13 protein-coding genes are annotated in these 12,565 nt (G+C 59.3%); 8 read left to right on the top strand and 5 right to left on the bottom strand.

The genetic code is table 11. From position 1 onward, the window contains the following. Nucleotides 1-25 precede the first annotated feature (25 nt). On the bottom strand, nucleotides 26-868 hold the full coding sequence (locus AB7951_RS19925; RefSeq protein ID WP_439063207.1) for a MurR/RpiR family transcriptional regulator: 843 nt from the start codon (nucleotides 866-868) through the stop codon (nucleotides 26-28). Between the two features lie 133 nt (nucleotides 869-1,001). On the opposite strand from AB7951_RS19925, the gene AB7951_RS19920 reads away from it, so the two are divergent. The 7 genes from AB7951_RS19920 (at nucleotide 1,002) to AB7951_RS19890 (ending at nucleotide 7,866) form a co-directional block, all read left to right on the top strand. After that, on the top strand, nucleotides 1,002-2,297 hold the full coding sequence (locus AB7951_RS19920; protein ID WP_439063208.1) for an ABC transporter substrate-binding protein: 1,296 nt from the start codon (nucleotides 1,002-1,004) through the stop codon (nucleotides 2,295-2,297). Between the two features lie 69 nt (nucleotides 2,298-2,366). Next, complete coding sequence (locus AB7951_RS19915; RefSeq protein ID WP_439063209.1) at nucleotides 2,367-3,293, top strand: branched-chain amino acid ABC transporter permease; 927 nt, start codon at nucleotides 2,367-2,369, stop codon at nucleotides 3,291-3,293. Between the two features lies 1 nt (nucleotide 3,294). Further along, the gene (locus AB7951_RS19910) at nucleotides 3,295-4,308 is read left to right on the top strand and encodes a branched-chain amino acid ABC transporter permease (protein ID WP_439063210.1); all 1,014 of its coding nucleotides are present in this window, start codon (nucleotides 3,295-3,297) and stop codon (nucleotides 4,306-4,308) included. A 3-nt stretch (nucleotides 4,309-4,311) separates the two neighbouring features. Then, nucleotides 4,312-5,055, top strand: a complete 744-nt coding sequence (locus tag AB7951_RS19905) for an ABC transporter ATP-binding protein (protein ID WP_439063211.1) — start codon at nucleotides 4,312-4,314, stop codon at nucleotides 5,053-5,055. Continuing rightward, nucleotides 5,055-5,753 (top strand): ABC transporter ATP-binding protein, encoded by a 699-nt coding sequence (locus AB7951_RS19900; protein WP_439063212.1) that lies wholly within the window; start codon nucleotides 5,055-5,057, stop codon nucleotides 5,751-5,753. Before AB7951_RS19905 ends, AB7951_RS19900 begins: the two co-directional genes overlap by 1 nt. Beyond that, nucleotides 5,753-6,373, top strand: a complete 621-nt coding sequence (locus tag AB7951_RS19895) for an ATP-binding cassette domain-containing protein (protein WP_439063213.1) — start codon at nucleotides 5,753-5,755, stop codon at nucleotides 6,371-6,373. Before AB7951_RS19900 ends, AB7951_RS19895 begins: the two co-directional genes overlap by 1 nt. Nucleotides 6,374-6,423: 50 nt before the next feature. Further along, a complete protein-coding gene (locus AB7951_RS19890; protein WP_439082829.1) occupies nucleotides 6,424-7,866 on the top strand; it encodes an NAD-dependent succinate-semialdehyde dehydrogenase in 1,443 nt (480 codons plus the stop codon). A gap of 225 nt (nucleotides 7,867-8,091) precedes the next feature. Here AB7951_RS19890 and AB7951_RS19885 read toward each other — a convergent pair whose 3' ends face one another. The 4 genes from AB7951_RS19885 to AB7951_RS19870 form a co-directional block, all read right to left on the bottom strand. Then, nucleotides 8,092-8,616, bottom strand: a complete 525-nt coding sequence (locus tag AB7951_RS19885) for a hypothetical protein (protein WP_439063215.1) — start codon at nucleotides 8,614-8,616, stop codon at nucleotides 8,092-8,094. Between the two features lie 126 nt (nucleotides 8,617-8,742). Continuing rightward, nucleotides 8,743-9,228: a DUF302 domain-containing protein gene (locus AB7951_RS19880; protein ID WP_441256029.1), complete on the bottom strand. Its 486-nt coding sequence runs from the start codon at nucleotides 9,226-9,228 to the stop codon at nucleotides 8,743-8,745. Nucleotides 9,229-9,307: 79 nt separating this feature from the next. Next, a complete protein-coding gene (locus AB7951_RS19875; RefSeq protein ID WP_439063217.1) occupies nucleotides 9,308-10,165 on the bottom strand; it encodes an alpha/beta fold hydrolase in 858 nt (285 codons plus the stop codon). A gap of 85 nt (nucleotides 10,166-10,250) precedes the next feature. Beyond that, nucleotides 10,251-11,021: an alpha/beta fold hydrolase gene (locus AB7951_RS19870; protein ID WP_441256123.1), complete on the bottom strand. Its 771-nt coding sequence runs from the start codon at nucleotides 11,019-11,021 to the stop codon at nucleotides 10,251-10,253. Between the two features lie 211 nt (nucleotides 11,022-11,232). Between AB7951_RS19870 and AB7951_RS19865 the strand changes: the two genes are divergently transcribed. Beyond that, nucleotides 11,233-12,195, top strand: a complete 963-nt coding sequence (locus tag AB7951_RS19865; RefSeq protein WP_439063219.1) for a cupin domain-containing protein — start codon at nucleotides 11,233-11,235, stop codon at nucleotides 12,193-12,195. Nucleotides 12,196-12,565: the final 370 nt, after the last annotated feature.

Below are 12,565 nucleotides of genomic sequence, written 5' to 3'. Positions count from 1 at the left end.
TCCTGTCAGTTAATGAGAGTTGTCTTCAGTCGAGTGTAAGCGTGAGACCGACGGCCAGTGTCTGGGCGAGACACATGGGAGCAACCATCGTGCGGAGTGCGGCTTCCGGCATGTCCGGAATTTCGAAGACGACGCTGGCGCCCTCGACAATCGGGCTGAGCAAGCTGTCCGTGATCGAGATAACAGGCAAGCGGCGGGCTACGAGTTCCGGAAACAGTCGCGCTGTGTCGGGATTGTAGACCCTGAAGCTGATGGCAACGAGCGCATCGGCAGGGGTCGCCGAGGCGGCCTGGTCGCCAAGCGCGCTGCCAAGTCCGTCGAGGATAACGACGCGGCGCCCAAGTTTGCGCAGAACATAGGTCAGATGCGCTGCGACCGGGAAAGAGCCGCCGAGGCCCAGGACATAGATCGTCTCTGCGGCGCCGAGCAGTTCGATCGCGCGCGCAAGATCTGCCTGCCTGACGCGGTCCTGCAGGCTTTCTAACGAGACCATGCCTTCTGACGCGAAGCGGGTCAGAACCGCCTGTGGATTGTTCGCACCCTGAAAGCGGCCATCGCGTCGCAGCCCGGTGATGCGCTCCTTGTAGCTCGGTGGCACGCTGGCGACGAGCCTTGAACGGAACACCTGTTGCAATTCCGTGAAGCCGCCATAGCCCAGTGCGCGCGCAAATCTCACAATGGCGGACGGCTGCACCTTCGCACGCTGTGAAACTTCCGCCACGGTCCCGAGCGCCATCTCGGTGGGATGTTCGAGTGCAAACTCAGCGATCACCCGGAGACGATCTGAAAAATCCGGATGTTGGCGCGCGATCTCGTGACGGAGGTTTTCATAAGTGCCGTGCTGGGCGGCTTTGGCTTTAGTGGACATGCGGTTGGCTCGTATTTGCGGTCATCGGTTTCTCTGACTTGTATATTCCACTTTACATGGTTCGTGGAATGTTTATTCTAAGGCCATGCGATGCGCGGACAATAAAAGAGCCGCCGAGTTCCAGGAGGAAACAATGAAGCGACGTAGCGATACGTCCGGGCTGTCCCGGCGTGCCCTCGTGAAGGGCGGCTTGCTGTCTGCCACAGCGACATTTTTCGGTCCATGGCAGCACACACGTGTTCTGGCGCAGGGAGAAAAGAAGCCAATCAAGTTGGGGCTCACCTGCGATGCCAGCGGCCAATATGGCAATAGCGGGCAGGACGATATGCGCGGCATCCGCCTCGCCATTGATGAGTTCAACGCGAAAGGCGGCGTTCTCGGTCGCAAGATCGAATGGACGACGGCCGACACCGAAACCAACGCGGCGACAGGGACGCGCATCGCGGAGCGTTTCATTACGCAGGAGCAGTGTGGCTTCCTGATCGGCGCCGTGCATTCGGGCGTCGCCAATGCCATCACGCAAGTCGCGAATAAATACGGCACCATCTATTTCAACACCAACTCGTCGGCGCCAAGCGAAGCAGGCGAGAACTGCTCGCGCATCAAATTTGTCTGGGATGGGAACGGAACCAATTTTTCCAAGGCCGCTGTCCAGAACGCGGTTCAGAAGATCGGCAAGAAGTGGCTATTGCTGACCAACGATTATGTGTGGGGGCATACGACATCGGCCGCGACCAAAGCCGAGGTCGAGAAGTCCGGTGGACAGATCATCGATAATCTGCTGATCCCGCAGAACACCCGCGACTTCACCTCCTATCTCCTCAAGGTGCAGCAGGCCAAGCCTGATGTGGTCGCGATGGCCGTCGGCGGCGACGACATGAAGGCGCTACGTCAGCAGATCAGTGCACTGAAGCTGGAAGAGAAAACGGCCTGGGTGAACAATCAGCAGGACTGGCCCGATATCTGGGGCGCGGAAGATACGCTGTTCGGCGTCTTCGGTACCAACTGGTATCATCTTTTGCCGCTCCCCGGCGTTGCCGAATTCGTCAAACGCTGGCAAGCGACCTATCCGCAGTCGCCGATTCCGGTGCCCGGGAATGTCTCCTACAACGGCTACATCGCGACACGCGAATTGCTGCGCGCCATCGAGCGCGCCGGTACGACCAGCAATCACGCTGTGATCAAGCAGTTGGAAGGGCACAAGATGCTCGCTGCCGACCGCATGCAGCATTTCGATGCGTATATCGATCCTGCGACGCATCAAGTGCAGCAGACGATCTATCTTGCCCGCCGCAATGCAAAACCCGCCGACAAGACGGATCTGTATGAGGTCATCAGCTGGACCAGGCCCGAAACGGCGGTGGACGATGCCTCGCTGGAAAAATGCAAGATGAAGGCGCTCGCCGACGTTCCGGTCTTCGACACATAAGGCCCAGGCGTGAGCGCCCGGAGCACGTTCCGGGCGCTCGTGCTCGCTCATTGGAATAGATGAACGCTTATGTCGCTTCTCAATCTCCTTCCGCATTTGCTGAACGGTATAGCGCTCGGCTTGCTATTTTCCCTGATTGCACTTGGCTTCATGCTGATCCTTGGATTGATGGAGCAGATCAACCTTGCTCATGGCTCGTTATTCGCTCTCGGGGCGTACTTCGCCTACGCCATTTGCCGGGCGAAGCTACCGTTGCCGCAGGATGTCCTGACCGCGTGGGCGGGCGTGCCGCTTGGCTTGCGGTTTGCCGCAGCAGTTGTGGTGGCTCCGATCCTGGTTGCGCCCTTTGGTCTTGTGCTTGAGCGACTGATGCGCCGCACCTATGGGCGCGATCCGCTCTATGGGCTTCTGCTCACCTTCGGTGTTGCTATGGTGCTGGAAGAGTTAATCCGCGTGGTGTGGGGCACGCGCGACTACATGATGCCGGTACCGCGTGACATGTCCGGCGGCTTCATCATGCTCGATCTGATCTGGTCGACCTATCGCTTCTGGGCGGCCGGCATGGCGATCATGGCCATGGGAGCCGTCTGGTTCATCGTCGAACGCACGCGCTTCGGTGCGATGGTCAAGGCTGGCGCCCATGACAGCGAAATCGTCCAGGCACTCGGCATCGATCTGACGCGGCTGCGGGTTTGGGTGTTCGTCCTTGGCACGATGCTCGCGGCTTTCGCCGGTGTGATCATGGCGCCGCTTTGGGGAATCCGGCCGCATATGGGAGTCGATGCCGTTGTGCCGGCATTCCTCATTATCGTGCTCGGTGGCGTCGGAAGCTTCTGGGGGGCTGCGTTGGGCGGGCTCCTGGTCGGCATGGTGGTCGGGCTGTCCGGTGCCTATGCCTCCGAATGGTCGATGCTGTCCATGTATCTGTTGTTAATTGTCGTCGTGACGTTCCGCGCACGAGGCCTGTTCGGCAAGAAAAGTGTGTTGGAGGCTTGATATGGCGGCAGCCCGTACGGTTCCCAGCTTCACGCCCGCGATGCTCGTTACGTGGATCCTGTTCGCAACCGTTCCGTTCTGGATCGAGCGAGTCGGTCTCTATCAGTATCTCGGGGTCGAGATCCTGATCTTTGCGCTTTATGCTCTGGCCTACAATCTGGTCCTGGGTCATGCGGGATTGCCGTCGTTCGGGCATGGCGCATTTTTCGGGATTGGTGCCTACGCATTCGGTCTGGCGCAATCGAACATCGTGCCGAACCTGTGGGTCTGTCTTGCGGTTGCGGCAGGTGCAGCCGCAATAGCGGGCGCTTTTGTGGCGCTCTTCATCTCGCACAGGCGAGGCATCTATTACGCGTTGATGACCATCGCTTTCGGGCAAATCTTCTGGTTCATCGCGATCAAGGCGCACCGCATAACTGGGGGCGAAGATGGCTTGCTCAAGATTGAGAGGCTACCCGCCTCGCTTGGCATCACCACGTTCAACCTCGGCAGCAACATAGCGCTGTATTACTTCGTGCTCGCGGTCTTCGCTGTCGTCTCGTTCCTGCTGTGGCGGCTCGTGCATTCCCCCTTTGGGCGGGTGGTTAAGGCCATAAAGCAGAACGAAACACGTGCTCGTTTCGTCGGCTACGACGTCTGGCGCTACAAGGCGGCAGTCCTGGTTGTATCCACGACCTTATCCGGACTCGCGGGCGGATTATTCGCGATGGCACAGACTTCCGCCTTCCCGGACGTGATGAGCCTGCACTATTCCGGCTATGTCGTCATGATGACACTGGTGGGCGGCGGACTTGTCTCGTTCTGGGGGCCCGTCATCGGTGCCGTGGCCTTCTTTCTTGCACGCGACGTCATCGGATCATTCACCACAGGGTGGATGCTGTGGTTCGGCCTGTCGTTTGTTGTCCTCGTGCTTTTCAAGCCGGAGGGGATCGCCGGCATATTTGCCGGCGTCATGAACGGACGAGACAAGATCGTTCCGCGCCCTGCCGCCGCACCGCAATCGCAGGCGAGGTGAGCCATGCCACTGTTTGAAGCCAAAGATCTGCATCTGCGATTCGGCGATCGCGTCGTGCTCGAGAGCGTCTCGCTTGCATTTGAAGCCGGCCAGTTGTCCGGCATCATGGGGCCGAACGGCGCCGGCAAGACGACCTGTTTCAACGTGCTGACCGGCCGCTACAAGCCCAATCGCGGGCAGGTATTGTGGCAGGGAGACGACATCACCGGGAAAAGTCCCCAGGATATCGCACGGCTCGGCATCGCAAGGTCGTTCCAGCTGATGAACCTGTTCGACGAGTTCACGGTGTTCGAGAACATAGCCATTGCGCTTCCGGCTACGCGCCGGCGCGGACATGACATGATTGCTCAGGCATATGCCGACACCGCGCTGGTCGACGAAGCTCACGGCATTCTCGAAAAGGTGGGTCTCGCAGGACGCGCCGACGATGAAGCCAAGTCGCTCTCTTATGGCGCACGCCGCGCGCTCGAAATCGGCGTCGCGCTGGCCTGTCGTCCTAAGCTGCTTTTTCTCGATGAACCGACCGCGGGTCTGGGTAGCGACGGGCGCGCCCGACTTGCCGATCTTATCCTTCAGCTCAAAGGCGATCTGACCATCGTCATCATCGAACATGATATGGAATTCCTGTTCTCGCTGGCCGATGAGATATCCGTCATTCATTGGGGGCAGGTGATCGCGCGCGGCGCGCCGGCCGCGCTCAAGACGAATCCCTGGGTCGAGGCTTCCAACCTGGGGCGGCTCAACTGATGCTCGATGTATCCAGTATCGATTCTTTCTATGGCGAGACGCAGGCGCTGTTTTCGGTCTCGTTGTCCGTGCGCGCAGGCGAGGTGCTTGCCCTGCTCGGCGCCAACGGAGCGGGCAAAACCACGGTGCTTCGCTCCATCCTAGGTCTCACGCGCGCGCGCCGGGGCGACATCCGTTTTCAGGGAAAATCGATCGCGGCCAGCGCGACGCATCATATCGCATGTGCGGGCATCGGCTGGGTGCCGGACGACCGTCGCCTCTGTCCGACACTCACCGTGGCGAAAAATCTGTCGTTGGGCGAAAAGCGCACGACTTTTCGAGGATGGTCTCTCGGAGAAGTCACCGAGATTTTCACACCGCTCAAATATCTGATGGCGCGTGAGGCCGAGACTTTGTCCGGCGGCGAGATGCAGATGGTGGCCATCGCCCGCGCGTTGCTCGGTTCACCCGGTCTCGTGCTGTTCGACGAGCCGAGCCAGGGCCTTGCACCGAAAATCGTCGACGACGTGATGGCTGTCATCCGGCGCCTCAGGCAGGCCGGCATTGCCAGTATCGTGGTCGAACAGAATGCCGATGTCGCGCTGGGCGTCGCCGATCGGGTTGTTGTGCTTTCGCAGGGACATGTTGCCTGGGCAGGGGACGCGGCTGCACTGACTGCAGATCCCGGACTCAAGCGCAAGCTTCTGGGAGGGCTGTAATGAGCGAGACGCCGCTACTTGCGCTGGAGAGCGTGAACAAGATCTATCGCCGCGGCTTGCTTGACCGGGAGCCCGCGTTTCAACTGCATGTGGATCGCGCCTTCATGCAGCCCGAGATTGTGGGCGTCATGGGGCCAAACGGCGCCGGCAAGACCACGCTATTCGAGATGATCGCGGGATCGAACGTGCCGTCGGCAGGGCGTGTGATGGTTGCCGGTCAGGACATGCAAAGCGTTCGCTATCTTCAGCGCGATCGTCTCGCGATTCATTACCATCAGTCCTATCAGGTCCGTCAGTTCAGAAAGACCAGGCCGTCCTTCACGATGGAGCAGGCTGCAAGCGCCTATCCGCTCGTTCATCTGTTCGACGAACCGCAGTTCAATACCCAGGATGGCTATATCGGCTTCATGCTGGATTTCTTCCGCAAGCTGCGCAGTGAGAAGCGGCTCGTTTTCATCTGCCTGCACCCGACGGCGACGTTTCAGCTGACGATCCTCAAGGAGATCTGCGAGCGTTTCCTGTTCGTCAGTGGTGGAGCCGTCACCAATTATGCTCATTTTGATGACCTCACGAGCCAGCCTGATGTCCGCCAGTACCTCGGTGTGTTGGCCCCTGAATAGACTTGCAACTCAATTCACAACAAACCGAAATCTGGAACAGGATTTAGTCCATGCAGCCACAATATCTCGATACGCTCCCGCATTATATCAACGGTGCATGGGCCCAGCCGACTTCGGGCGATTACCAGGACGTGATTAATCCATCCACGAATATGCCCATCGGCAAACTCGGGCATGCGTCAAAGGCCGATCTCGACAAGGCGATCGCCGCTGCTCGATCCGGCTTCAACACCTGGCGACGCGTCTCCGCCTTCGAGCGCAGCAAGATCCTGCGCAAGGCGGCCGATCTGGTGCGCGCGCGGGTCGAGCAGATCGCCACCATTCTCACCTTTGAGCAAGGCAAGCTCCTGGCTGAGGCGAAGCTCGAAGTCATGGGCTCGGCCGACGTCATCGAATGGTTCGCCGAGGAAGGCCGCCGCGCCTATGGCCGCATCATTCCGGCGCGCGCCGACGGCGTCCGCAACATGGTGATGATGGAGCCGGTCGGTCCGGTGGCGGGCTTCTCACCCTGGAATTTTCCTGTGCTGCAGGCTGCTCGGAAGATCTCCGGTGCGCTTGCCGCCGGTTGCTCGATCATCATCAAATGCCCCGAGGAAACACCGGGTTCGCCGATCGAGTTCGTGAAATGTTTCGAAGAGGCCGGCGTGTCCGCCGGCGTGATCAATCTGGTTTACGGCGTTCCGGCCGTGATCTCGGAATATCTCATCAGTTCGCCGGCGATCCGCAAGATATCGTTCACGGGGTCTGTCCCGGTCGGCAAACATCTGGCCTCGCTTGCCGGACAGCATATGAAGCGCACGACCATGGAGCTTGGCGGCCACGCGCCCGTGCTGGTTTTTGACGATGCCGAGACCGATGGCGTTGCCACGCTTCTGGCCGGCATGAAATATCGCAACGCGGGCCAGGTCTGTGTTTCGCCGACGCGCTTCTTTGTTCAGGAAAAGTCCTACGACAAGTTTGTTGCCAAATTCACGGACCTTGCGCGCGGTACTACGGTCGGAGACGGTTTCGATCCTAACAGCAAAATGGGACCGCTCGCCAATCCGCGGCGAGTCAATGCGATGGAAGCGACTCTGCTCGATGCCCAGGAGAAGGGCGCTAAAGTCGAAACGGGCGGCAAGCGCGTTGGCAATTCCGGCAACTTCTTCGAGCCGACTGTACTGACGAATGTCCCCGCCGATGCGCGAATTATGCACGAGGAGCCATTTGGCCCGATCGCGGTGATGTTACGCTTCAAGGATGCCGATGAAGTGCTGGAACGCGCCAATAGCCTGCCGTTCGGTCTTGCGAGCTATGCCTTCACCAAGGACGCGAAAACTGCGACCAAGGTGTCCGACGGACTCGACCACGGAATGGTATCGATCAATCACTTTGGTATCGCTCTTCCGGAAACGCCATTCGGCGGCGTAAAAGATTCAGGTTACGGGCACGAGGGAGGTGTTGAGGGACTTAATGCTTACTTGAGAACAAAATTCGTGAGCCATCTCGGCTGAATTTGACAACTCGATTCTCACGACATCGTGGCCGCGAGTCGTCGTTCTGGATGCAGGTGTCGGGGGAAGTGTCGACGCGTCGACAGTTCCCTTTGTAGATTGCTTGTGACCACTCCTGACGCAAAGCGGGCACTGGATACCTAAAATGCTTACCGCAGATGCCCGAAGAGTGGGTCGTTGCCGACCTGAGCTTTTCGACGAGATGTCGCGCAGGTGCCGCGCGCACTAGCCCCTCGCAGCGGGTGCCGGCGGTACGGGCAGAATAATCTCAGAAGCGACCTTCCAGTCCTTCCCGACGCGAAGCCAATTAATGATCATCAGAAATGGCCTGGCTGTTCCATCCTGTCCCGCATATGAGACCGTGATGTTCATCGGCACATAGGACTCTGCTACGTCGCGCGTTAGGCCGACAATCTTGAGCTTCGAATAATCGGGCTCCAGCACGACCGGACCGGAGCTACCGATGTCATGCAGCTTTTGATCAATAGCTTCGTTGCCCCAAAAGCCGGCCCAGTTTCCCTCGGACGGGATCGCGCTCTTTGCCACCAACAAGGTCGAGGGCGATTGCCAGAACATCTCATGCAAAGCCTTGAAATCGTGCTTGTTCGCCAATTCCATGAGTCTGCCGAACTGCGATTTGATTGTGTTAAGGGTCGTGGCATCCAGCGGCTCAGCACTGACGGCGGGAGCAGCCGTGACAGCCAATGAAAAAGCCGTCGCGGTGAGGGCGGCAAGAAGTTTCTTGTACATGTTCGGAATTCTCTTCCAGGTTTAATAGCTATTCGTCTCGCTCGCGTCACCAAGTTGCGTTCTCGCGCTGCGCGATTGCCGCTTTGAGACGATCACTTCCACAGGCCGAAACGTCATCGGGAAGTTTTAGCTTGCACATTCGCGCAGCAATGCCGTGATTTTCGCATCGAGATTGCGTGCGACTGCGAGCGCTTCCGTGCTGCCATACGGCAGGAGATAGCTCTCCATTTTGTCATAGGAGAGTTGCACGCCATCAGGACGTTCATCAATGAGGATCGTCACTGGCGCGTAAGATCCAGCATCAGGTACGTGTTTGACCATTTCTTTCATGATGAGTGGATTGCCCACCAAAAGCCGTATGCTGTTAGGCATCTTGGAACCAGTTTCGCGACGCAGAACCGCGCCTAAGTCGAATTCAGCGAAAAGCATAAAACCCGTGCGGCCAAGCCCGCTATGCACAATGCGCTCCAATTCCAGGAAGGAATTTGCCGCCCTCGACGACTTAAAAAATTCGACTATGTCGGGCTGGCCGACAGCCGACTTGAGCGCGGCCACGACAGAATCGAATGGCTTTGAGCTCGTAAGGCTGAAACGTTCGACCTCGATTCTCATTTTGTCCTCCGAAATAACTCTCATGGATAAAGTGCGTATGATCGCATCGACCTCTCGCCGGGGATCATGCGGCTGCCGGTTACGCGTTCAGGAAAGTCCGGACGTGACTGACGAAGATCTCGTGGTGCTGAAACAGGGCGCCGTGGCCTGAATCGGGATAGAGGACCAGCTGCGCGTTGCTGAGTTCCTTGAACATTGCGTAGGCATTGTTCGCGGGAAGCATGGTGTCGTGGCTACCGCTGACCACAAGAGTGGGCTGGCGGATAGCGTGCAGAATGGCGTGCTCGGGATCAGGTGTGGCGCACCAAGTGATCAGCGCCTTAGCCTGCGGATCGGTGACCGCGCTGCCGTTATCGGTGTCCCTATCGTCCTTACGCACCTGCGTCCGCTTCAGGAACGCCAGGCCGGACGATTGGCTGGCGGGCGACGTCGTGAAGAACAGCGGCAGGCGGGGGTCGGGTGCATCGGTTTGGGAAAACGCCTCTTGGAGAACCGCTAACAGGTGTTCCTCTCCGCCTTTGGGCGCGGTGCCGACGAGGATGAGCTTGCGGACGAGCCGTCCGTGCTCGGCAGCGATCTGCTGGGCGACGCATCCGCCGAGAGAAAAGCCCAGCAGGTCGACTTCAGAGATGCCAAGCGCGTTGATGAAGGCGACCGCGTCGCGTGCCATCGCCGCGACATTGTCGGGCGTTTGGCCGGTCGAGCGACCGACCCCGGCGTTGTCGAAGGCGATCACAGGGCGATCGGCGGCGAGAGCGTTGACGACGGCGGGATCCCACGCATCGATGTTGCCCGAGAAATGCTGCAGAAGCACCAGCGGCGTTCCGGTCGATGGGCCGAGGCGGCGATAGGCGAAGCGGATTCCGCGGCCTTCGATGTAGCGGGTGGGTGCCGCTTCAAGCGTGGCGTCCTCGCTCGTGATGTCGAGTGCAGTCATGTCATCCTCCGGATGCTGGGCACGAAGTAATCAAGTGAGGGACCAGTGCAGCGCTCCCGGCACGCGTGTGCCGGGAGCGGTCTTGTCACTTCACCAGCGCGGCCTTTTCAATCGCCGCCGCGACTTCCTTCGCATGAACAACGAGCGAAGCATGGCTGCCGGCGACTTCCGTCGTCTGAGCCTTCATCCTGCCGGCGAAAAACTTCTGGGCCTCGGGTGCGATCACCTTGTCCTTCGTGCTGATGACATAGAATGTCGGCTTGTCGCGCCAGGCTGCAATGTCGACGGGCGCCTCGAATGCAACGTGATTCAATGGAAGCTGCGAGTTAGCCAGGTGCGCGGCGATCTCCGGAGGAAGGTCGGCCGCAACGGCCGACGGAAATACCTTGGGATCGATGTAGAGATTGCCCTTGTCGTCCGGATGAATCGCCGCACCACCTTCGGTCGCGGGACCGCTCTTGGCGAGGTCCGCCAGAGATTGTCCCACGTCAGGCGCGAAAGCGGAGACGTAGACGAGCGCCGAGATCTTGGGGTCGTTGCCGGCTTCCGTGATGACCACGCCGCCCCAGGAATGGCCAACGAGAACGGTCTTGCCGTTCTGCTTCGCCAAGGCCTGTTTGGTGGCATCGACGTCAGCGGCAAGGGAGGTGAGCGGATTTTCGACGAGCGTGACGTTGTAGCCCTTCTTGGTGAGGATGTCGGCAACAGGCTGCCAACTCGTCTGGTCGACGAAAGCGCCATGGACGAGCACGATGTTGTGAGCGGCCCCCTTGGGCAGTTCGGCCGACTGGGCGGAGGCGGCAAATGCCGCTCCGGCCAGGAGGACGGCGGCGGTTGAAAGCAGAAGATTTCGCATGAATGGCTCCTGTTGGATGACGAACGACGCGAGGTCGGGGATGGCAGGCGATTCAGCAAAGTCGCGGATCATCCATCTGCCCTTCGGCAGATGGATGACTGCACGATGCGTCCGCGCGCTTCGGCAGGACCTAATATGAAGATGTTTCGGACGGTAGAGCCCAATCGTCCAAGTATTGCGTCGGATCGTCCGCGAGATTAGCATCGCCGCCATGGACATCCTCGCCGAAGTACTCGACCGCGTGCGCCTCGGGGGGACTTTGCTGTTCCACTTCGAGCTCGGCCATCCCTGGAATCTGGCGTTGCCACAACGCCCGTACGCCATGTTTCATTATATCAGTCGTGGCTCAGCGACCCTCGCGCTCGAACAGGGATCAGAACTCCGCATGAACGCGGGCGACTGTGTTGTCATCTCGCGGGGCGAGCCCCATGTGATTTATTCGGATCGCCGAACGACGCCATTTTCGGTTCTCGACTTCGATCGATCGGCCGCGGATCGTGGCGTCGTTCGTCACGGCGGCAACGCGCAGCCGCATGCGACGATGATCTGCGGCAAGTTCACCGTGGCGCGGCCCTCACGCGGCAGCGTGCTGGACTTACTCCCGCCCGTGCTTCTCCTGAAGCCCACGGAGGATGGCGCGTGGCTCGAGGCGATTCTGCGACGCATGGTGAGCGAGTCGGCATGTGAGCGTCCCGGCCAGGGCGTCGCGTTGTCACGACTAACAGAAGTGCTCTTCGTCGAGGTTCTGCGAAACTGGATCAAGTCGCTTGGTCCCGGAGAAGGCGGGTGGCTGGGCGCGATGGCGGACCCGCACATCGGACCGGCACTTCGGTTGATCCACGAACGACCGGATCGGCCCTGGACTCTTGATGACCTCGGGCAGCGGGTTGGGCTAGGTCGCTCGGCGTTTTCAGCTCGCTTCACCAAGCTCGTCGGCCAGTCCATGTACAGTTACCTGATCGCGCGCCGGATGTCGGAGGCCGCGTTTTTACTCGAAGCAAGCGACGAGGCGATTGCACGGATTGCGACCTCTGTCGGCTATGAGACCACTGCCGCGTTTTCGAAGCTCTTCCATCGACATCACGGCCTATCGCCTGGTCGTTACCGAGCAACTCGACGCTCTGACGGCGGCCGAAGGCAAGGGGACGTCTTGGAAGCAGAAGTCGCTGATTGATCCGCGAGCTCGACAACAAGGTTCGCGCCCTGTTTGGCCGGCTTACAATGGGCACAAATTGGTCCATTGTTTCATCAGAATAAGACGTTGCTTCCAACCGGCTTTCAGTATCGACGAAAATGCTGCTTGCTTGAACTCAGGATAATTCGGCATTGAGCAGTGGACTGGCCTGGGTCAGACAAGGTCCGGTCCTGGCGCAAAGCGGACATTGATACGAGCCTGGGATGGATAGCTTGCTTACGGCGCATTATGAACGGACGGTTGAAGTCATTCTTCTCAAGATGAGCGGACATTCTCAGAGCTCACGGGAGTGGGCCAACGCAATCTTTGATAGTATCCGTTTGTAAAGGCGGATTGCAGGCGATGCGTG

The organism is Tardiphaga sp. 285_C5_N1_2, from assembly GCF_052076065.1.
GTDB lineage: Bacteria > Pseudomonadota > Alphaproteobacteria > Rhizobiales > Xanthobacteraceae > Tardiphaga > Tardiphaga robiniae.
This window is presented reverse-complemented; position numbering and strand designations above follow the sequence as displayed.